The 20,729-nt window shown below is 42.0% G+C and carries 20 protein-coding genes; 16 read left to right on the top strand and 4 right to left on the bottom strand.

Annotated elements, in window-relative coordinates:
• The first annotated feature begins 189 nt into the window (after positions 1–189).
• From ONE56_RS10175 to ONE56_RS10110, 14 genes are all read left to right on the top strand, one after another.
• Positions 190–375: a Flp family type IVb pilin gene (locus tag ONE56_RS10175; protein WP_423839811.1), complete on the top strand. Its 186-nt coding sequence runs from the start codon at positions 190–192 to the stop codon at positions 373–375.
• A gap of 22 nt (positions 376–397) precedes the next feature.
• The gene (locus ONE56_RS10170) at positions 398–883 is read left to right on the top strand and encodes an A24 family peptidase (protein WP_423839810.1); all 486 of its coding nucleotides are present in this window, start codon (positions 398–400) and stop codon (positions 881–883) included.
• Between the two features lie 117 nt (positions 884–1,000).
• The gene (locus tag ONE56_RS10165) at positions 1,001–2,308 is read left to right on the top strand and encodes an AAA family ATPase (RefSeq protein ID WP_423839809.1); all 1,308 of its coding nucleotides are present in this window, start codon (positions 1,001–1,003) and stop codon (positions 2,306–2,308) included.
• 14 nt (positions 2,309–2,322) lie between these two features.
• Positions 2,323–3,060 carry a Flp pilus assembly protein CpaB gene (gene cpaB / locus ONE56_RS10160; RefSeq protein WP_423839808.1) on the top strand — a complete coding sequence of 246 codons (738 nt, stop codon included), beginning with the start codon at positions 2,323–2,325 and terminating at the stop codon, positions 3,058–3,060.
• A 7-nt stretch (positions 3,061–3,067) separates the two neighbouring features.
• Positions 3,068–4,534, top strand: coding sequence for a type II and III secretion system protein family protein (locus ONE56_RS10155; RefSeq protein WP_423839807.1), 1,467 nt, complete (start codon positions 3,068–3,070; stop codon positions 4,532–4,534).
• 21 nt (positions 4,535–4,555) lie between these two features.
• A complete protein-coding gene (locus ONE56_RS10150; protein ID WP_423839806.1) occupies positions 4,556–4,783 on the top strand; it encodes a hypothetical protein in 228 nt (75 codons plus the stop codon).
• A gap of 22 nt (positions 4,784–4,805) precedes the next feature.
• On the top strand, positions 4,806–6,104 hold the full coding sequence (locus ONE56_RS10145) for a pilus assembly protein TadG-related protein (RefSeq protein WP_423839805.1): 1,299 nt from the start codon (positions 4,806–4,808) through the stop codon (positions 6,102–6,104).
• Between the two features lies 1 nt (position 6,105).
• Positions 6,106–6,579: a TadE/TadG family type IV pilus assembly protein gene (locus tag ONE56_RS10140; protein ID WP_423839804.1), complete on the top strand. Its 474-nt coding sequence runs from the start codon at positions 6,106–6,108 to the stop codon at positions 6,577–6,579.
• Complete coding sequence (locus ONE56_RS10135; protein WP_423839803.1) at positions 6,576–7,094, top strand: TadE/TadG family type IV pilus assembly protein; 519 nt, start codon at positions 6,576–6,578, stop codon at positions 7,092–7,094. Before ONE56_RS10140 ends, ONE56_RS10135 begins: the two co-directional genes overlap by 4 nt.
• A 10-nt stretch (positions 7,095–7,104) precedes the next feature.
• Positions 7,105–8,328: an AAA family ATPase gene (locus tag ONE56_RS10130; protein ID WP_423839802.1), complete on the top strand. Its 1,224-nt coding sequence runs from the start codon at positions 7,105–7,107 to the stop codon at positions 8,326–8,328.
• A 12-nt stretch (positions 8,329–8,340) separates the two neighbouring features.
• Positions 8,341–9,780: a CpaF family protein gene (locus ONE56_RS10125; protein ID WP_423839801.1), complete on the top strand. Its 1,440-nt coding sequence runs from the start codon at positions 8,341–8,343 to the stop codon at positions 9,778–9,780.
• Positions 9,781–9,789: 9 nt separating this feature from the next.
• Positions 9,790–10,758, top strand: coding sequence for a type II secretion system F family protein (locus ONE56_RS10120; RefSeq protein WP_423839800.1), 969 nt, complete (start codon positions 9,790–9,792; stop codon positions 10,756–10,758).
• Between the two features lie 2 nt (positions 10,759–10,760).
• The gene (locus ONE56_RS10115; protein ID WP_423839799.1) at positions 10,761–11,705 is read left to right on the top strand and encodes a type II secretion system F family protein; all 945 of its coding nucleotides are present in this window, start codon (positions 10,761–10,763) and stop codon (positions 11,703–11,705) included.
• A gap of 31 nt (positions 11,706–11,736) precedes the next feature.
• Positions 11,737–12,753: a tetratricopeptide repeat protein gene (locus ONE56_RS10110; protein WP_423839798.1), complete on the top strand. Its 1,017-nt coding sequence runs from the start codon at positions 11,737–11,739 to the stop codon at positions 12,751–12,753.
• 437 nt (positions 12,754–13,190) lie between these two features.
• Here the strand turns inward: ONE56_RS10110 and ONE56_RS10105 are convergent, their stop codons facing one another.
• From ONE56_RS10105 to chrA, 3 genes are all read right to left on the bottom strand, one after another.
• Positions 13,191–14,297, bottom strand: a complete 1,107-nt coding sequence (locus ONE56_RS10105) for a phosphatase PAP2 family protein (protein WP_423839797.1) — start codon at positions 14,295–14,297, stop codon at positions 13,191–13,193.
• 185 nt (positions 14,298–14,482) lie between these two features.
• A complete protein-coding gene (locus tag ONE56_RS10100; RefSeq protein WP_423839796.1) occupies positions 14,483–15,730 on the bottom strand; it encodes an O-antigen ligase family protein in 1,248 nt (415 codons plus the stop codon).
• Between the two features lie 298 nt (positions 15,731–16,028).
• Positions 16,029–17,168, bottom strand: coding sequence for a chromate efflux transporter (gene chrA / locus ONE56_RS10095; protein WP_423839795.1), 1,140 nt, complete (start codon positions 17,166–17,168; stop codon positions 16,029–16,031).
• A 114-nt stretch (positions 17,169–17,282) separates the two neighbouring features.
• Between chrA and ONE56_RS10090 the strand changes: the two genes are divergently transcribed.
• The gene (locus tag ONE56_RS10090; protein ID WP_423839794.1) at positions 17,283–18,200 is read left to right on the top strand and encodes a LysR family transcriptional regulator; all 918 of its coding nucleotides are present in this window, start codon (positions 17,283–17,285) and stop codon (positions 18,198–18,200) included.
• 145 nt (positions 18,201–18,345) lie between these two features.
• Here the strand turns inward: ONE56_RS10090 and ebgR are convergent, their stop codons facing one another.
• Positions 18,346–19,377, bottom strand: a complete 1,032-nt coding sequence (gene ebgR / locus ONE56_RS10085) for a transcriptional regulator EbgR (protein WP_423839793.1) — start codon at positions 19,375–19,377, stop codon at positions 18,346–18,348.
• 328 nt (positions 19,378–19,705) lie between these two features.
• On the opposite strand from ebgR, the gene galE reads away from it, so the two are divergent.
• Positions 19,706–20,725: a UDP-glucose 4-epimerase GalE gene (galE, locus tag ONE56_RS10080; RefSeq protein WP_423839792.1), complete on the top strand. Its 1,020-nt coding sequence runs from the start codon at positions 19,706–19,708 to the stop codon at positions 20,723–20,725.
• The last annotated feature ends 4 nt before the right edge of the window (positions 20,726–20,729 follow it).

The raw sequence follows: 20,729 nt of genomic DNA, 5'->3' as shown, positions 1-20,729 counted from the left end.
TCACTTTAGATTGAGTATAAGTCAATAGAGCAAAAAAGTGCTACTTAATCTTAACAAAGTCCTAACGTCCTAACACTTTGCTAACCTAAGTTATAAGCGAACGTCAAATACATGACGTCTCGTAAAGGGGTTAAAACTAACATCAATAACAAAGATCACGAATCACTGTGATCTTTCGGGGGCAATAAAATGGACAAGTTCACACAAGTATTAAAAGACTTTTGGAATGATGAAGAAGGACTGACGCTTCTTGAGTATATCTTAGGTGCGGCGTTGATAGTGGCTGCATTCTTGGTTGGTGGTACGACTTTCTGGCAGGCTTTAAAAGCGAAGTTTGATAATGTTTCAAGTCAAATAAGTAACACTGGTAGTTAAGACATCTAGATAAGTTAAATATATGCTTGAGTTAATTATCTGGTCATTACTTATTTGTATCGGTGTCTCTGATGCACAGAGACACCGGATTTCTAATAAACTGGTTTGTGCACTATTTCTTGTTGTGGGAGTTAGTCTTGCTCAACAATTTAATTTGGATTGGTTAATTCACCTCAAAGGCTTTTTAATCACTTTCGCTATAGGGTTTGGTTTGTACATAACCCGTGTCATGGCTGGGGGTGACGTTAAATTATTGACGGTGATTGGATTATGGCTAGGTGCTAAGACTATGTGGCAGGTGACACCTTATATCATTATAGCCGGAGGTGTCATTGGATGTTTTTACCTAGCATTACATATGGCATCTTCGACCATACCATTTACACAGCAATTCAAAGGCTATGCTATACAGAAAGTCACACCGGGGTGGAAGTCTAAGCAGCCACTCGTGATTCCTTTTGCACCAGCGATAGTCATTGGTTTGGCGTACTACTTTTATCTTAATTAGATCTACCAGAATATATTTAATTTAATGCTTGATTCAGAATGGAATCTTTTGTTTGGCAATTGATATCTTGCCGGCAAAGACAATGAGTAAGTGCCAACATTAGGAGGGCACCACTTTATGGCTAAGGTCTTCAAAGACAGTTTAGTGCCGCAAATAGCGCCTCCACCAGTTCCGGTATCCGAAGATAATTTGGACATTCCTATGGCGGTGGTGGAGCACTTACTGCTTAAACATTTGGCTGCCTATCCCAAATCAGACTTGATTGAGTTGTCGAATAGGTTGTGTGTGGTGTCAACAATTGTTGAATCCTCGCTGGCTCATATGCGCAGTCGTAGTTGGGTTGAAGTCTATCAACCGTTAAGCGCGACGAGTTCCTATTCCAACATACGCTATGGGTTAACGGAATTAGGCACGGCTGAAGCTGAGTTGGCATTTCGCCGTGAAGCGTACATGGGGCCGGTTCCTGTATCTTTAGAGCAATATTGGGATATCGTGCAGCGGCAAAATCTACGTAATCAGCCGATTACACGATCGGATGTAGAGCGTGCACTGGACGATGTGTATGGCTCACAACGACTAATCCCGGTGTTGGGACCAGCGATCAACTCAGGCCGTGCACTGTTACTTTATGGGCATGCGGGTACGGGTAAGAGTTATGTGGCTGCACGGGTGCTCAATGCCTTAAGCACCTCTGTATTTATTCCTCATGCTGTTTATGCAGATGGCAATATCATCAAAGTGTTTTCCGAACATCACCACAAACGCATTGATAACTCACACAGTAAATCCTTTGTCAAAGTGGCTGACCATTATGATAAACGCTGGATACTGTGTGAACGCCCGAATATTCAAGTCGGTGGTGAGTTGACTATGGATATGCTGGAAGTGAATCATTCTGAGCATAACCGAGTGTGGAACGCGCCCCTGCAAATGATGGCGAACAACGGGATTCTGGTTATCGATGATTTAGGACGCCAGTCGATGCCTGTTGATGCGCTGCTTAACCGTTGGATTGTGCCTATGGAATATTTTGTCGACCATCTTGGGTTACCCAATGGTCAACAAATCTCTGTGCCATTCCTATTAACATTAGCATTTTCTTCTAACTTGTCTCCGAGCTCGATTGCCGATCCGGCTTTTTTACGTCGTCTCGGCTACAAAATTGAGTTCAATCCACTGGAGCTTGATGAATATTGTCAACTATGGATGGCGCTAGCACAAAGCTATGAGCTTGTGCTTGATGAAGGCTTTTTTGACCGATTAAAACAGTTACATGACGAGACTAAAACGGGATTCTTTCCGTGTTTGCCAAAGGACATTTTGGGAATAAGCAGAGATATTCTGTTGTTTGAGGAAATAGGGCAGCAGGTGTCGAACGAGGTATTGACTCGTGCTTGGGGTCTCTATTTTACCGTGGATGAGTAAAGGAGAGGGAAGTCATGAGTAAAACGCAAATTGCCATGCTATTACTGTTATCCATCGCTTTTGGCTTGGGCGCAGTGATGATTGCAAAACAGTGGTTAGATAACCAAACACAGCCTACGATTAAATTAGAAGAAGTCGAGCGTCACCCAGTTCTTATTGCTGCCACTGATTTAGAGCCCGGGGTGATTATTGAAAGCAAGCACCTAACGACTAAGCAGATGGAAGTGGATTGGATTGAAGAAACAACCTTAAAAGAGTCAGCGTCGGCAGTGGGCAAAGTGGTTGCGACATCCATCTATAAAGGTGAATTGATCAATCCAAACCGCATTGCTGTTCCTGGAGAGGGGGTAACTTTGGCGGCTATGATTCCAGAAGACAAACGAGCGCTGACTATTCGCGTTAACGATGTAATAGGTGTTGCAGGTTTTCTGTTACCTGGGAACAAGGTTGATGTGCTGAACACTAAGGGTGGGGGCACTAAAACCGTGCTAAAAAACCTTAAAGTGTTGGCTGTGGACCAAACGGCAAGAACTAACGACAACAAGCCAGTTATCGTGCGAGCCGTAACCTTAGAAGTAACGCCGAAAGAAGCAGAAAAACTGCTCACCGAAAACAGTAAAGGTAGCATTCAGCTTGCATTGAGAAATCCGCATACCATTGACAAAGCACCACCAGTACGAACCTACAAGCCGCGACCTAGCGTGACCGTAATTAAAGGGTCACAAACTTCAAATGTACGAGTGAGTAATTAGGTGAATTATGAAAAGAACAATACTAATTTTAAGCCACTTAATCATGGTGCTCACGAGTACCACAACCTACGCTGCCGCGCAGTCAGGACGGTTTGTTAGCGTACCTCATCACCAGTCGACCCAATTGATGATTTCGGGTAAAGCGAAAAAAGTGACTCTGGGTGACCCAGCAATTTTGGATATTTTGGTCTTGCGATCAAACGAGCTCTATCTGATAGGTAAAAAACTCGGCACCACCAATGTATCCGTGTGGGATCGCAGTGGACGTATTATTGAGTCATTTAACGTTGAAGTAACCCATGATTTGAATACTTTAAAATCTAAGCTTCATCAGTTTTTGCCTGAAGAAAGCATTGAAGTGCACAGTACTCAAGACAAGATCGTATTGCGAGGGCTTGTGAGTAATCAGCAAAATATGGATGTGGCAATCAAAGTCGCAGAAACGTTCGCGGCGGGTAAAGCTGCAGATGAAAACGAAGACCAAGAAACTGAGAGTTCAGTGATCAACTTACTTTCTATTGGTGGCGCTCAACAAGTGACGCTTGAAGTTACTGTCGCTGAAGTACAGCGTTCATTAGTGCGCACCTTCGATACTAATTTTCATTTCTTTCAAAAAAGCGGTGATATTACTTGGGGAACGACAACGGTCGGTGGAGCGATTGATAGTATTGGTCCGATATTGAGTGGTAATGCAGGAGTGAATGAGTTTGGTTTTTTAGGATCGTTTATCGACAGTAATACCTTATTTACCTTTGCCTTAGATATCGCTAAGCAAAATGGTGTGGCCAAAGTATTGGCAGAACCAAGCTTAACCGCGCTTAGTGGCACCAAAGCAGAATTTGTTGCAGGTGGTGAGTTCCCGATTCCTGTTCCCAATGAAGATGGCATAACCATTGATTACAAAGAGTATGGCGTCACACTTGATTTTATTCCCTACATCCTGAGTGATAAGAAGATAAATCTCAAGCTTAATGTCAGTGTGAGCGAGTTGGCCACTTCCGGCGTCGTAACCTACAGCGTTGGCGATACCAATGCGGCTTATTACATTCCTCCTCTTACGACTCGGAGTGCTGGAACAACCCTTGAGTTGGCCGATGGACAAACCATGGGAATCGCAGGCTTGTTAAGCGAGAACTCGCGAAACGTAGATGAAGGCTTGCCTGGGGTGTCTGATTTACCCGTGCTAGGCCGATTGTTTAAGAGTGAACAGTTTACCTCTGGTGAAACCGAGTTGGTTATTCTTGTTACGCCACGTTTAGCTAAACCAATAGATCGACGCCGAATTACATTACCAACTGATGGCTATGTGAGCCCCAACGATGTGGAGTTCTATCTGCTTGGGAAGGGGGCAAGTTTAGATTTTGATAAATACAAGCTTGATGATGAAGCAAGTGTGAGTACTCAAAATCAACCAGACTATCAATTTACCACAGGTGAAGGCGGTACTGATGGGCAGTTTGGACACAGCTTATAAACGCTTAGGGAAGTGAGTGATATGAATAACATAATTAAGTTAACCGTTGGTCTTATCTGCTTTGGCTTGTGGGGATGCGCTAACGAGCCAGCGCTTGGTGTCGCTAAGAACCAACTCCGCGCGGAGCAAACTCTTAACCCAGAGGCTTGGCACGAAAACTTAGGTTATCTGTCCGAGGGGAGTGGTGAGCGTACCCAAGCAAGTTTAAAAGTATACAACAACAATGGTGTAGCTAAGAAAAATAAGTGAGTAAATCACTTAGGAGGCTGCTATGCGGTATAGAAAAATAATCACATCAAGGCGATCACAGCAAGGGATCACTTTGGTATTGATAAGTCTAATCATGCTGATTTTGATTGGCATGGGGGCATTTGCAATGGATTTGAATCACCAAGTCTTAAACAAAGCGCGTTTGCAAAATGCCGTAGATTCGGCTGCGTTGGCCTCCGCTGTAGTAGCCGACGACACCGGGGATGCAAATTTAGCTGAAACGGCTGCTATTGCAGCACTTAATAGTTTTGCTACTTCAACTGGTAATGACGAGTTAGTTTACACATCAGAAAATATTTCTATTACCTTTTCTACTGATAACCAAACCTTTGTGGATATAGCCTCTTTTTTACCAACAGCTGATGATGACATTTATATTCGTGTCGCGGTTAGTAATGTCAATTTAACTCAATACTTAAGCTATATATTTGGTGTTGGAAAGAATGTGTCTGCAAGCGCTGTTGCTGGTCCGAGTGCAGCTATTACGAGTACGTGTAATATCTCCCCAATAGGTATGTGTGGAAACCTTGCTGCAACTGATCTTGCTTGGGGGTATATACCGAGTACGAAACCCAATTATGACGCTAAGACTGACAAAATTGCTGAAACTATTCATGTGTTAAAGCCGTCAGGTCATAAAGATGGTGGTATAGGTGCAGGTAATTACCATCTGTTAGATTTTGGGTCTGGTAAAAACACCGTAAAAGACTTACTGGCAGGTGTTTCAGATACTTGTATTTCTGTTGGTCAAACGGTTGACACTGAAACAGGTAAGGGTACTGGCCCCGTTGCTGATGGATTGAATACTCGATTTGACGCAGTATCTAGTAATACAACCGATACGGGAGAAGAAATTAAATCGGATAAGTATTTAGAAGAGTCCAATGTTACTTATGACAACTATGAATCTGTGTATAAAGAAGCGGAAAGTACCTCTAATCCAGATGCTTTTTATTATGCTGATTATTACGCTGCGTTAAATTCGTGTAAAAGTGGTGGTATTTGTAACACAAGTTATTACGAGCCGTCGGGTCAAGAAGGAAGAAGAACACTTCGTGTGCCTATCGTGAATTGTGATAGTTCGCCAAAATCTGGCGGAAAAATGGACTTGGAAGTCCTAGGGATAGGTTGTTTTTTTATTACACAACAAGTGAAAAAAAAAGGCAACGAATCAGAGATATATGGCCAATTTCTCGAAGACTGCACTGTGAAAAATGCGTCAACGGGAGTAGAGCCTGGTAGCACAATTGGTCCATACAAAATTCAGCTCTACAAAGATCCTCTAGGTGGAGCATCTTAGTATGAACGTTAAACATTCGAGTTTTCTTATATGGTGCATCAAGAAACGTCAAAGTGGTCTAGCCGCGTTGGAGTTTGTTATTTGCTTACCCGTATTGCTCATGCTTGCTGTATTACTAATCGATGTAAGTCGAGCATTTATTCAGTATACGGAGATCAATAAAGCACTGCAGAATGGGGTTAGGTACGCGGTAGTCGATACCTATGGGACATTGGACTTTGGGGCGATTGCTGATGAGAATAAAATTAAAAATATTGTGGTATATGGTAAGCCCGTACCTACCGACGCCGACGTAAAAAACCTAAAGTATTTGGATACATCAGATGTAGTTATCACACAACCAACAGCGGCAACTAAAGAAGTGACACTTTCTGCTACTTATACCTATGTGCCAATCTTTAACACGCTTCCATTCACGAATAACTCGCTGTCATTCACGATTGGCGCATCAACTAAGATGAGGACGGCCCCATGAACAGATGGTTGCGTAAACAGAAAGGTGTAACTCAGGTTGAATTTACTTTGATCGCTTTAGCAGTGCTTTTAGTTATTTTTTCTATTATGGAATTTGCGCTCTATTTTTATTCTATACAGATGGCAAACGAAGTCACCCGCAGGGCCGCTCGTCTAGCCACCGTTTGTTATATCGCTGATCGAGATGATATTCCTCAGCTTCCAGCAATAACAGCGCTCTATCCACCTGGGTTTTCAGCGGAAAATTTGACGATTAGCTATCTTGATAAGGATGGTAATAACGTAGATGTATCGGGATTCTTGACATCGCCCCCTGCTGATACTGATGCATTAAACGCAACGTTTTCTACTATTCGTTTTGTCAAAGCAGAAGCAGATTATACGTTCAAGTTCTTAGTTCTATCGTTATTAATTAATGCTGTCGGTGCAAGCCCTGAATTTCAGACGATTCTACCAGCAGAAAGTTTAGGGGTATTAAGGCCAGAGTCAGGCCTTAATGAGCATGAGAATTGCTGAGGGAGTAATTATGTTGAAACCTGTAGAACTAGATAAAGAGATAAAAACAAACAGCACATATTCTCTTAAAGCGAATATTAATATTTGGGTAATTTATGCGACAGCCGAGTTCAAAAGTCATATGGATTTGGAACTTTCGAAGTGCGTCAATGTAAATAGAGAACTGTTAGATTTGAATAAAGTCGCAGTAACGTCGTTGGGTGACAGAAGAACACCGGATGTTATTTATATTGAAGCTGGAAGTAATTGGGCACAAAGAGTTGCACATATTTATTCTAACGAGGGTAACTTACAACGTAATCAAACTGCCTTGGTCGTTTTTGGCGATGAGCAAGACACCACTTCCCTCAAGCTAGCATTAAAGCTCGGGGCTTCTGATTATTTTCACCGTGAAGTCGGATTTTATGAGTTGTTGCCACTGCTAGAGGACATTGCCAACGAAAAAGTTTCTAGCAGTGAGTTGGGAGAATTGTCGCTTTTTATCAATACCAAAGGCGGCTCCGGAGCGACGACGGTTGCATTGAATACGGCCATCGCGTTGTCGGAATATTCTAAAGGCAAAGTGTTGTTGATTGATTTGGGAATGCAGTTTAGCGATGCGGCGGACTATCTAAACAGCAAACCTAAATACAGTATTAATGATGTGATCGATACCATGGATGACCTTGACGATTTATCTCTGGATGGCTTGGTTTATCGGCATGCTTCTGGGGTTAATTATCTTTGCTTTAGTTCTGACAATATTAAAGACAACTATGACCGAGCGGAGAAAGTCAGTGCTCTGATTCCATTGTTACGCCAGTTTTATAAACACATTCTTGTCGATATGTCGAATGGTGTTGAACATGTCTTTCAGCATATAGTCAGCCCTGCTTCTTATGTCTATTTGGTGATGCAGCAAAACGTCACCTCGATCAAGCACGCGGCCAACTATTTGAAAACATTGCAGTTCGATCACCACTTATCGGGTGATCAAGTCAAGCTGGTGGTGAATCGATATGAAAAGAAAAATTCCATTACGCTCAAAGATATTGAAGCAACGTTTCCAAATAGGGAAATGTTTTTAGTCCCTAATAACTACGCATTGGCAATGGAGTGCTCCAACTTGGGTAAGCCAATCGTGCAAACGAAAAAAAATTGTCCCATCAAGTCATCACTTATAGAGATATCACACGGTTTAGAGACACCTAGCAACGAAAAAGCACAAAGTTGGTTAGGTCGATTATTTTCTTAGCAGGGAGTTGCTATGTTTTTTAAACGCAAAAATATCGGCAGTACGTTTCCAGAGGCAGAGCTGGTGACTGCTAATGAGAAGAAAACTCACAGATCCGATTCTGATTCGAAAAGTAACGTTGTTGCTCAAACGGCATCGATTGATGAGAAAATTCGAGCAATGGAAGCTGAGAGAAAGCAGTTAGAAAGTGATCAGGCGATCAAGCACTATTACCATAGCAAACTCTTAGATACGTTAGATTTAGGGTTGCTATCACATCTGCAAGAAGACCGGGCAAAAGAGGAATTGCGTGAAGCAGTCGTTCACTTGATTGCTGAAGATCAGACTCACCCATTAAGCTCGGAAGCCAGAAACCGGATGATTCGTCAGATTGAAGATGAAATTTTTGGTTTGGGACCACTGGAGCCGCTGCTAGCAGACACAACCGTATCGGATATTTTGGTGAATGGACCGAAGAGTATTTTTGTTGAGCGCTTTGGTAAGTTAGAAAAAACTCCCCATACTTTTCTCGATGATCGCCACTTGCGCAGTATTATCGACCGAATAGTAAGCCAAGTGGGTCGACGTATTGATGAGTCTTCGCCAATGGTGGATGCTCGTTTAAAAGATGGCTCGCGTTTTAACGCCATCATCCCACCGCTCGCTATTGACGGTGCTTCGGTATCGATTCGTCGTTTTGCGGTCGAACGTTTGAATATGGACAATTTATTAGAGTTGGGCTCTCTCTCTACTGAAATGGCAAAATTCCTCAATGCAGCCGTTGTAGGTGAAATGAACATCCTAATTTCGGGAGGGACAGGCTCGGGTAAAACAACCACACTCAATATTCTTTCAGGGTTTATTCCATCCGATCAACGCATTGTTACCATCGAAGACTCCGCGGAGTTACAACTGCAGCAGCCGCATGTGGTGCGCCTGGAAACAAGGCCAGCCAATATCGAAGGAAAAGGTGAAATCTCCCAACGAGAATTAGTGAAAAACTCTTTGCGTATGAGACCAGACCGCATAGTGGTTGGTGAGGTCAGGGGCAGTGAAGCAGTAGACATGCTCTCTGCCATGAATACCGGTCATGATGGATCTCTTGCGACTATTCACGCCAATACACCTCGTGACGCGTTAAGCCGAGTTGAAAACATGTTTTCTATGGCTGGGTGGAATGTTTCAACTAAAAACTTGCGATCTCAAATCGCTTCCGCGATTCATCTTGTGGTGCAAATGGACCGACAAGAAGACGGGAAACGTCGTATGGTCAGTGTTCAAGAGATCAATGGCATGGAAGGTGAAGTGATCACCATGTCAGAGATTTTCAAGTTTCAAAGACAGGGAGTGGACGAGAGCGGTAATGTCATCGGTGATTATATTGCCACGGGCATCGTTCCTGATTGTCATGACCAGTTGATTAAAAGAGGCCTTGATCTGCCTTTTGAAATCTTCAACGAAAAAATACGTTAGGGAGGCACTATGGGCGGCCAATTACCACTGTTTATGCTGTTATTGTTCTTGTCGGTATTTTTTATCAGTCAAGCGTTAATCATGCCGTCTGCAGGTAAGAAAGTTAAACACCGACATCTTATTCAACGTATTAAAGAGAGCCATAAACACATTGATCAGGAGAGTATTTCTTTATTGAAAGAAAACTCACTGAAAAAACTTTCTGGTATTGAGCGATTTTTAGTGCAATTTTCTCTATTTGAAGTCTTCAAGAAAAAGTTAGAGTTGGCCGGTGTCGATATGACATTTGGTAAATTTTTGTTTCTTTCCTTTTTTGCCGGAGTCATCGTTGCCTTGTTGTTATTACTATTTAGCCAACCTTGGTACATGTGTGTGGGGGCAGCATTCTCTCTTTGGGTTGTTGAATATTTTTTGATTCAGAAGCGTATCGGCGATCGGTTAATGAAGTTCGAAGAGCAGCTTCCTGAAGCGTTAGATATTATTAAGCGTGTACTACAGGCAGGACAACCGATCAGCCAAGCGTTTGGTGAAGTCGGCCGAGAGATGCCAGAGCCAATAGGTCCCGAGTTTAAGAACACGTTCAACTTGCTCAATTATGGCTATGATATGCGTTTGGCGATTATGCAGATGATAGAAAGAGTACCTACAGTATCTATGATGGCATTTTCGAGTGCAGTATTATTACAAAAAGAAACAGGCGGCAACTTGATCGAGAATATAGAAAAACTGTCTGTGGTCTTGAGAGGAAGATTTAAACTCGCTAGAAAAATAAAAACAGTCTCAGCTGAATCTCGGATGTCAGCTTGGGTTTTAGTATTAGCTCCGTTTGTAATGTATTTTGCTATTTCTATATTTCAACCATCTTATATCGCTATTTTGCATAACCACCCTACGGGCATTAAATTAATCATCGGTGGAATGATCTCATTATTTATTGGATCTATGTGGATTCGAAAAATTGTAAACTTTGAGGTGTAGGTATGGATTTTCTCGTTAATTTTCTGGCGAATATTAATATAAGTCAAGAAATGTTGTTTATGTTATTTGTTCTTATAACAACTGTGTTAATCGTCATGACGGTAGGTTACATGGTCGTAGGTGTAAATTCCCCGATAAAACGTAAACTTGCTGAGATATCTTCAGGAGAAGAAAAACATACAACATCAACCAATGAAAAGGTTCTCAATACATTAGAGTCTTTAGCACCTCTTTCTTCATCCTCAAGTGAAAAAGAGCAGCAGTCTACTAGGATATTGCTAATGCATGCGGGCTTTCATCAGAAAAATGCACTATCCCTTTTTTATGCGGTAAAATCGTTAACTACAATTTTAGGTATTTTTATCGCTGTTGGTTTTTATGTGGTTCTTCCTCTATCTAATAAGCTTTACACTTTAATGATTGTATGCGTTTTTATTGGCTTATTTTTACCCGACTTTTTTTTAAAAAAAATGGTCAAAAAACGAAAAGAAAGAATTCGTTCGGGCATGGCTGATTTGCTGGATTTGTTGGTCGTCTGTACGGAGTCTGGCTTGGGATTTAATGCATCTTTGCGACGTGTTGCTGACGAAATGGTAATATCCCATCCTGACTTGGCCGATGAAATTGATACTGTATGCGCAAAAATTCAAGCAGGGAAGTCTATGCCGGAAAGTCTTCGAGAGATGATTATTCGTACTGGACTAGAGGAGTTTATGGGGTTGGCGAGTATGCTAGGGCATGCCTCGAGGATGGGGGGGAGCTTAGTAGACTCATTGCGCGAATACACAGAGGACTACCGTGACAGAAGGCAGCAAGCTGCAGAGGAAATTGCAGCAAAAATACCAGTAAAAATGATGTTTCCAATGGTGTTATTTATATGGCCTTGCTTTTTTATCGTAGCGATAGGGCCGTCGATAATCACTCTTGTAGAAGCTCTTTCTAAATAAAAATTTAAATCAAGCATTTTAAGGGACGACTATGTGGAAAGTTTACTTACAGATTACTTTAGTATTATTTGTTTCCGGATGTGCAAATAACGAAACCAAGCAGTCTAATTTTGATAAGAGCCTGTATTCTGGCAAGCCAGTTGAATCACTCACCAGTGAAGAACCTCCTTTGAGCGAGTCTGAGGCGATTGAGAGGGGTGATCGAGCCCTAACCAGTAAGAATACTGATTTGGCGTTATACGAATACATCCGTTCACTCACATTTGAAAATGGCGTACATAAAGATAAAACGTTATACACTATTGGTCGTATTCACGAAGCAAAAGGTGACTTTGAATTAGCAGATCGATCGTTCAGAGCATCTTTGGCTGAAAACCCAAATCATATAGGGTCATTGGAAGAGCTAGGTAAGCTCTATACTAAGCAAGGGCGTAAAGATGTTGGTATTGACTACTATCTACGAGCCCTCAATGCGGACCAAGTTCGGTTAGGTGGTCAGGGAGATCTCGTTGTTAATGCAATCACGACCGAAAAAGTAATGGCTTTGAGGTACGATGAGAGTTCTCCAGTTAATGCATATGTAGGGTTGGGCGTCCTCTATGATGTCAATAACCGCCATGAAACTGCACAAGCATTCTTACGTCGAGCACTTGAAATTAAACCATACAACGAAAATGCATTAGTCAGTATCGGCTATTCCTACTATATGGTTGGCGATTACGGTAAAGCAGCGCACTTCACCAATTCAGCTTTAAACCTAAACAACAACAATGAAAAAGCAATTAATAACCTAGGGTTGATTGCAATCGCAAGAGGCGAGCCGCGTAAGGCGCTTGGTATCTTCAGTCGTCATATGACGCCATCCGAAGCGCTAAATAGTGTCGGTTACTTCTTAATTTTACGTGATGAACCGGGTGAGGCGATTCCATACCTACAGCAAGCTATTGACAAAAGTCCTTCTTACTACGCCAAAGCCAATGAAAACTTAGAGCGTGCTTTGGCGATGGTAAGGGCAGATAGAGATACTTCAAAAGCGTTTTTTCAGTAGTGTAATTAAAATAATTGACAATTATGCGTATAGACCAAAATATAATTATTTGTTCTCTATTAAATAAAAATTCGTCTTGAGAAATTGAGGCGAATTTTTAATTCTATTTAGTCAGGAGTTGTAAAAGTTTTTTCTATTTAATGGAGGTAGTAGAAATGAAAAAGATAATAATTATGTGCATTATTGTTTGAATGTTATGTATTAATAAAAATATATATTAATATGATTTTATGATTAATTTTAAAGCGCTAAATATTATAATATTGTAAATAAATATAGCTGGTGCGAATAATAATTCTTAGTTCTAAATTTAGTATGATAATTGTTTCTTTTGCAGGTTTTTTGATTTTACAAATACTGCAGAAAATATTGTTAATGCTATTCTTATATCTACATTTTCTTTCATTATCATTGTAAGTTTTTCCATGTTTTATTATTTATATTTTAATGATCTTATCTTTTTTGACTAAGTATCCAATTAATTTCCATAGAGCTATCGTTAGAAAAATAGATACATAACCATCTATTGCATAGTGCCAGCCAAGATGTACTGATCCTATCAATATTAATATAGCGTAAGCATAAGCAAAAAAACCTATTTTTTTATTTATCCGGTAAACACTTAGTGCCATAATAATTGCTATGGAAACATGCATACTTGGCATGGCAGAAATACCGGAACCTATACTGTTTGCATGTGTCATATATTCTTTCCAAAGGTGTTGCTGTGTTGGTAGAGCCCATAATTTACCTATTTGCATATCCATAAGGAACTGATTTTGGTTTGTAAGCTTGATCATTAATGGTGCATATTGATTATTTCCTGTTATAAGTTCCAAAAAACATGGACCTGCAGAAGAAAATATCGTGGCAAAAAAAACACCGATTATCATCCAAGACAAAGAAAAGCATAATAAAAACTGTTGCCTCAATTGAGGTTTGTTTTTATAGACTATGAAAAATATTAACAGTCCCCACATAAAGAAGAACCAGATATTATATGCAAAATTTATCGCTAGTGATGATAACGGAGATGAGAATATTGCATGTGTAATTTCCCAGGGGTAGAATCCAAAATGAATAAACTTATCAACTTCTGAAAAAATCATATCCCACTTAAATGGGTTAATTTCCGGAATCAGAGATTTTAAAAAAGTATGATTTGAAAATATTAAGTTTAAGGCTAGAAGGGATATAAAAATCGATATTATCCTACCTACAGGGAATACGAAATTTCTTATTTTGGCAAAGAAGTTTTTCAATATATACTTTTCTTTATTTAAAATTAAGTATAAATAATAATAAATACTAAGTGATATTCCAGTTATATAAAGTGCGACTCCCATCGTTTTTAGGTAGGTTATAAAAGAATATGCGATGTTAGAGTCCACGAAATATGAAAGAAGATAGATAATGAATGTGGTAATAAGGCTGTATAGATACAGCACCTTGTCAACAAGTAAATGTTTTTTTATAGAGCTTAACTCTACGTCAACTCTTTCTCGCCAAGTGATAGTGATTGATAGTTTGCGTTCTTGTGCCATCATTATCCCATTGTAAACTTCGTCTGATTTAACAAAGCATAGTTGAAAATGGACAATCTGACGTTGTGAACTTTATCTATTACAAATTCATTCTCTATCACAGAATTGGATTGTTTACATTATAGCCTAATCAATGGCCGTATTTTATCAATATCAAGAGCTAACTAATGTTCTTAAAACCAACGCTAGAGCTTGGAAGAGACTTTTAACTTCGGTTCTGCGTCAATACAATTTTGTTCTCTCCAAAATTGAGGCATGTAATAGTCTAACTTGATGTGGCGATATTGGTTGTTGTCTATTCTTTGGTAAGTTTTATAGCCAATGAAGATGAGAGACCAAAGCGCGATAAATATCAGACAGAGGTGGGCAAGTGTTGATTCTTTTGACGAGAGTAAGCGAGATTTTGATTCTTTCTCTGATGTATTTACTTCTCTAACACTTGCCCAATATATAGCTACTGATATAGTCGCGAGGCCTTGACTCAACGGAGTGTTGAGGACTCCAGAAATAAAACTGTAGGCAAATCCGGATAAAACGGTGAGACCTAAGATGCGAAGCGTCTCATCTGTGGTGATGCAAACGCGATAGAAGATATGCAGTAATAACATGATATAACAAAGCGCGGTGATGACTCCCCATTCGACAGCCATTAGCAGAATGGAATTGTGAGGGGAGTGGGCAATGACATCGTTGTTGCAAACAAAGGTGTCTCCGCCGTGTCCCCAAAATGACATCATTGCGATGGCATTCGACCATAAATTCAGTCGGTTTGAGTCGCTTAAGCGAATTTCTCCTTGTCCGTCAGGCCAAACCCCATGAATAAAATACTGCGGCAGCGGCGTGAACAACAGCCATTTGAGGAGAAGCCCACAAGCCACCAATGTCAGGGCCCACTTGAGTTTTTCTACTTTTTTTTCTGAGAGCAGTATCCAAAGTAAGATGCCCGTAAAACTGGCAATGACAGCTCCTCTCGCATCCAGAGCAAGCAGCAGACTAAAATGAATAACGACCGGAATAGCGAACATCCAGGACTTCGCTTTTCCTTTGTTACTCCAGGCCCAGTAAAGCAGGGGAAGTATCAGCCATATTTGAATATGGTTTATGTTTCTTGGGTTTACAAAGCTGAACAAGTAGCGATAGTTTGGAATATCACCTTGCCAAGTAGCGAGGATATGGAAAAGAAAAACGGAAAGAAATATCGTGAATGTTAACCACACGTAAAGGCGTAAAATGATATTTTTATGCTTTAGGATGACACCCGTCAGTAAAGTGGTGACAATCATCAGCATCAGCGCGTAACTAAATACGGCTTGTGACTTGACCCAGTACAAGCTGGTAAAGTTGGCAACAGTCGCCGCAGCGACTGCTAAGGCTAATAATACGCCATTCGTACGTGACAAAGTGGATAGAGATACAATGACTTTTTCACGCACGGACCATGAGACTAAAAGAACTATCGCTGTGCATAGCAGATAAAAGATAATAAAAAAGCGCTTATTATCAAATAGAGTAGTAGGATCAAGCCAATAGGGAGTAAAGCTCAGTAATATGCTTCCGCCTAGAATAAAGAACAGTAGCAGCGTAGGGTATTGTTTTTGTAGTGAAAACTGTTCCGTCTTGAACATCACACCTTACTCATGATTTTACGTATTATGAGTATAGGTAAGGGAATCGCCACATGACGGCGAATTTTCCCATATTTCTACTTAGCTAACATTTTATTTTGCGCACTTATTGAATACCAACCGCTGCTCCCATCCCCACAAAAAACATAATCAACCACAGTATCGATACGTTCAGTTTCTTAAGCAGATAGAACCCTGCAATGATTAAGGCGATGTCGGTAGGGGCAGTTACGGCGCTGCTGAATACCGGTTGGTAAAGTGCAGCGAGTAGAAGACCAACCACTGAAGCGTTGACGCCAAGAATCGCGCCCGAGACTTTGGGTTTACCTGCCAGTGCTTGCCAGTTTTTGAGTACACCAAGCAGTAAGAGAAAGCCCGGGAGGAATACGCCAATGGTGGCGATCAGGGCACCGAGGATTGGCGTTGCAGACATTTGATAACCGATGTATGTTGCGAAAGTAAACATCGGGCCCGGTACTGCTTGCGCTGCGGCATAACCAGTTAGGAATGCGTCTTGGCTCAATTGATCACCAACGATATTCTGTAACAAAGGCAGTACCACATGACCGCCACCAAACACCAAACTGCCAGCTTGGAAAAAGTCACTGAACAGGCCGAGTATTGGGAGAGTATGCGCGAACAAAGGCAAACCAATGAACAACAGAGCAAATATCACCAATGGTGCGAGAGTTGGTTTAAACGGTTTGCTCTCAGCCGTTGATGGCTGACGAAGAAAGCGCGTGCCAATTAAGCCCGCAACGATCAATACCGCCATTTGTGTCCACAAACTTGGTGCCACCAGTAATGCAATCGCGGTTGAGACACACAAACCCGCCGTCAGTTTGCTTTGGCAGAAGTTTTTATACATGCCCCACGTTGCATCCGCTACGACAACAACGGCTAACAGTTTTAAACCATGCACGATGTTTTGAAAAACAGTGGTATCGGTGATTTGGCTGCTGACCATGGCCAATACGAGCATAATTAAAACTGAAGGTAGGGTAAATCCAAGAAAGGCTGCGCATGCACCAGTTAAACCACCGCGTTTATAGCCTAAGGCAAACCCCACTTGACTTGAACCTGGACCGGGTAAAAACTGACTCAATGCGACGATTTGTGCGTATTCGCTGTCATCGAGCCATTTCAACTTCTCTACAAAGGTTTGACGAAAATAACCAATGTGTGCTGCGGGACCGCCAAAGCTGATCCATCCGAGCCAGAAGAAGGTTTTGAAAATGGTAAACATGCTGATCCTGTTCAATATTCTAAAATTCCGCTGTTGCCAATTTACCCATTCACATAAAATGACTCCAATTAATAGATTTAATGAAAACTATGAATGAAATGGGATTGGGTTTGAATGAAAGAAGATATCCAGTGGCGTAACATCGATCTGAATCTGTTGGTGACGTTTTCTTATCTTTATCGTTATCGAAGTGTCAGCTTGGCTGCGGAAAAGAGTTTCGTCAGCCAGTCGGCCATGAGCCACAGCTTATCGCGTCTTCGGCTATTGCTGGATGATTCGCTGTTTGAGCGCAAAGGGCATAAGATGGAACCGACTGAGCATGCGCATCAGGTCGCACCGGTCGTGCATCATCTATTGGATTCCATTGCCAAAGAATTGCTTACTAAATCCTCCTTCCAACCCGATAGCTACACGGGCGTGTGTCGTATTGGTTTAACGGATTACGCGGAATTTATCTTTGCGCCAAAGATTTATGACCACATTCGCCAATGCGCACCCGAAGCACAAATCAGCTTTGTTAACGTGAATCGCAGTAATTACGTTGGATTAAGCGAGAGTGATAAATTGGACGTCATTATTGGCAGCATACCGATATTAGATGACAACTTTACCAGTGAATACTTGTACACAGAAAGGCACGTTTGCTTGTGTGATAAGCGGGTATTGAAAGGAAAGGATACATTGTCGGTTCAACAGTTTGCCGACATCGAACACGCTTTAGTGAGCCCCGATGGCAGCTTAAAGACACAAGTAGACCAAAAGCTCATTGAACACGGTTTAAGCCGCAAAGTGACGGTGGCTTCGCGTAACTTTCTCACCATACGAAAATTGCTTAAGCAACGTGAACTAATTGCTATCGTGCCGGAGAAAATGGCGCTTGCAGAAGGCTTCTCAGATAACTTAGTGACAGTGAAACCGCCGATTTCAGTAGCGGATTTTGATATTGCAATGGTGTGGCACACCAGTCGAACCAATGATGAAAAAGGCATTTGGTTACGAGCGCTACTTTCCGAGTTAATCACTATGGCGTGAATGTTTAATAATATGATTTACTGAGTTTAGTGAAAACGTTTTACCTTATTCCTTTGTTCAATCAAATGCGCTTTATTTATCTGCAATTAGCAATTAGCAATTAGCAATTAGCAATTAGCAATTCGCGGGAGTGAGCTGAGAAAACCTAAGCATCTGAGAAAGGCTTGGTGGTGCCGCGCAGCATTAGCTGGCTTGGTAGTGTCACCCGCAGTGGTATGGAGCGATTGTCGCGGATTTTTTCGACCAGTAGGTTCACACCTTGAGCGCCCATTACTTCAGGGTGCACGCACACTGTTGACAAAGGCGGGAAGGTAAATGGTGCGGTTGGGGTGTCATTCACGCTAATCAACGCGATATCATCTGGAATATGTAATCCGTGTTCATGAATGGCACGAAGGACACCAATGGCGATGGTATCGGATGAAATGAATAATGCATTTGGGACATCATCTTGAGCCAGCATTGCTTTCGCTACGTCATATCCCGACTGGCTGGTGTTGTCACTCCAGTAGATGTCTTGTTCAGATAAAAGACCTTTTAGCCTACCATGATCTAAAAAGTCCTCACGCTGAACAACGCTTTCACTTAGGTGTGTTTTATTGGGAGTTTCTGCGCGGCTTTTTATCTGTTTATCTCCAATAAAACCGACACTTTGGTATCCTTGATTTATATATAAATCAATCACTTGATTGGCGATTCGGGCGCGATCAATATCGACACTATCATGCGGGTTTTCTGGAACTGAAAAGTTGATACAGCAAATGCTATTTATGAGCCGTTTCGGCAGCTTATCGGTGAGTGAAGGGGATGGTTTACCGACTAAAAGGACGCCCGTGATCTTTTTGGTTTCAATATCCAGTTCTGGACCAAAACAATGGCTCAGCGCGATGCCTAATTTATCGCACTGGCGTTCTATTCCGTGGCGAATCGACAAGTAGTGGGGATCGCTGGCTTCTGCTGCTTGAGGGTAGCTGTACAGGGCTAAAAAGTGATGTCGGTGTGTTGTGCCTTTGGCTTTTCTCGCACTGCTGGTGCGGTACTCAAGCTTTGCTGCGATCTGCTTAATGCGCAGCTTAGTCTCTTCCTTTACATTGATTGTCGGATCGTCATTCAATACTCGCGATACCGTTGCAAGTGAGACGCCGGCTTCTTGCGCAATGTCTTTTAATTTCGCCATTTACTTCTTACTCTTCCCTTTAGCACAGCTCACCTTGTTTGAGCGTTTGCCCATTTTAAACAGGCGCTTATGCGTTCACAAACTTTTCGTCTTCAGTAGTTACTCGATTCATCGCTCTGCCTTTCGTTTTTTCTCTTACTTTCTTTCTCCTAATAGTGTGAATCGAGACTTTAATGGAATTTTGTGGAAACGTTTACACAACTTGATGTTGATCACGGACCTGAATAGGAATTGATTGCTAGACTTTTAGCCAGTTAAGCGAATTTGCTAGATGAATGCGGTTAAAAGCTCAATTACGCACTTATCGGGCAGTAATAGGAGAAGCAAAGTGAAAGTTCTTATCACAGGCGGTATGGGATACATCGGCAGTCACACATGTGTGCAAATGATTGAAGCAGGCATGGAGCCAATCATTGTTGATAACTTATGCAATGCAAAAATGGAAGTGTTAAGCCGAATTGAAGCACTCACAGGCAAGCAACCCGTGTTTCATCAAGGTGATGTGCGTGATGAAGCGTTTTTGGATTCGGTCTTTGCCCAGCACGATATTCAATCCGTTATTCACTTTGCGGGCTTAAAAGCGGTGGGTGAGTCGGTAGTGAAACCATTGGAGTACTACGACAACAACGTCAATGGCTCTCTGGTTCTGGCACGCAGCATGAGAAAAGCTGGCGTCAAGAGCATCGTGTTTAGCTCTTCCGCAACGGTTTATGGTGATCCAGACATTGTTCCGATCACTGAAGATTCCCCAACGGGCGCGACGACCAATCCTTATGGGCGCAGTAAGCACATGGTGGAAGAATGCTTGAGTGATTTGTTTCATGCAGAGAACGACTGGAGCATCACATTACTGCGCTACTTCAATCCTGTGGGTGCACATCCATCTGGCACTATGGGTGAAGATCCGCAAGGAACTCCTAATAACTTGATGCCGTTCATCGCGCAAGTGGCCGTCGGGCGACGTGAAAAGCTGTCAGTCTTTGGTGATGACTACTCAACCCCGGACGGTACTGGGGTCCGCGATTATGTGCATGTGATGGACTTAGCCGATGGTCACATTGCCGCGCTGAAAGCGGTCGGTGAAAAAGCGGGTTTGCATATTTATAACCTTGGGACTGGTAAAGGCTCGAGTGTGCTGGAAATGGTTGAGGCATTCGCTGCGGCTTGCGGAAAGCCAGTGCCTTACGAATTGTGTCCTCGTCGCCCAGGTGACATTGCCGAATGTTGGGCTAGTACCGATAAAGCAGCACGAGATCTAGGTTGGAAAGCGACTCGCTCTGTGGCTGAGATGACCGCCGATACTTGGAAATGGCAATCGAACAATCCGCAAGGTTATTCCCCAGAATAATATT

Origin of the sequence: Vibrio mytili (assembly GCF_049563345.1) — a bacterium.
Classification (GTDB): domain Bacteria; phylum Pseudomonadota; class Gammaproteobacteria; order Enterobacterales; family Vibrionaceae; genus Vibrio; species Vibrio mytili.
This window is presented reverse-complemented; position numbering and strand designations above follow the sequence as displayed.

Excerpts from the sequence above, each read along its gene's own strand:
- ONE56_RS10175 (WP_423839811.1), top strand. The coding sequence starts at position 190 with ATGGACAAGTTCACACAAGTATTAAAAGACTTTTGGAATGATGAAGAA.
- ONE56_RS10170 (WP_423839810.1), top strand. The coding sequence starts at position 398 with ATGCTTGAGTTAATTATCTGGTCATTACTTATTTGTATCGGTGTCTCT.
- ONE56_RS10165 (WP_423839809.1), top strand. The coding sequence starts at position 1,001 with ATGGCTAAGGTCTTCAAAGACAGTTTAGTGCCGCAAATAGCGCCTCCA.
- cpaB (WP_423839808.1), top strand. The coding sequence starts at position 2,323 with ATGAGTAAAACGCAAATTGCCATGCTATTACTGTTATCCATCGCTTTT.
- ONE56_RS10155 (WP_423839807.1), top strand. The coding sequence starts at position 3,068 with ATGAAAAGAACAATACTAATTTTAAGCCACTTAATCATGGTGCTCACG.
- ONE56_RS10150 (WP_423839806.1), top strand. The coding sequence starts at position 4,556 with ATGAATAACATAATTAAGTTAACCGTTGGTCTTATCTGCTTTGGCTTG.
- ONE56_RS10145 (WP_423839805.1), top strand. The coding sequence starts at position 4,806 with ATGCGGTATAGAAAAATAATCACATCAAGGCGATCACAGCAAGGGATC.
- ONE56_RS10140 (WP_423839804.1), top strand. The coding sequence starts at position 6,106 with ATGAACGTTAAACATTCGAGTTTTCTTATATGGTGCATCAAGAAACGT.
- ONE56_RS10135 (WP_423839803.1), top strand. The coding sequence starts at position 6,576 with ATGAACAGATGGTTGCGTAAACAGAAAGGTGTAACTCAGGTTGAATTT.
- ONE56_RS10130 (WP_423839802.1), top strand. The coding sequence starts at position 7,105 with ATGTTGAAACCTGTAGAACTAGATAAAGAGATAAAAACAAACAGCACA.
- ONE56_RS10125 (WP_423839801.1), top strand. The coding sequence starts at position 8,341 with ATGTTTTTTAAACGCAAAAATATCGGCAGTACGTTTCCAGAGGCAGAG.
- ONE56_RS10120 (WP_423839800.1), top strand. The coding sequence starts at position 9,790 with ATGGGCGGCCAATTACCACTGTTTATGCTGTTATTGTTCTTGTCGGTA.
- ONE56_RS10115 (WP_423839799.1), top strand. The coding sequence starts at position 10,761 with ATGGATTTTCTCGTTAATTTTCTGGCGAATATTAATATAAGTCAAGAA.
- ONE56_RS10110 (WP_423839798.1), top strand. The coding sequence starts at position 11,737 with ATGTGGAAAGTTTACTTACAGATTACTTTAGTATTATTTGTTTCCGGA.
- ONE56_RS10105 (WP_423839797.1), bottom strand. The coding sequence starts at position 14,297 with ATGGCACAAGAACGCAAACTATCAATCACTATCACTTGGCGAGAAAGA.
- chrA (WP_423839795.1), bottom strand. The coding sequence starts at position 17,168 with ATGTTTACCATTTTCAAAACCTTCTTCTGGCTCGGATGGATCAGCTTT.
- ONE56_RS10090 (WP_423839794.1), top strand. The coding sequence starts at position 17,283 with ATGAAAGAAGATATCCAGTGGCGTAACATCGATCTGAATCTGTTGGTG.
- ebgR (WP_423839793.1), bottom strand. The coding sequence starts at position 19,377 with ATGGCGAAATTAAAAGACATTGCGCAAGAAGCCGGCGTCTCACTTGCA.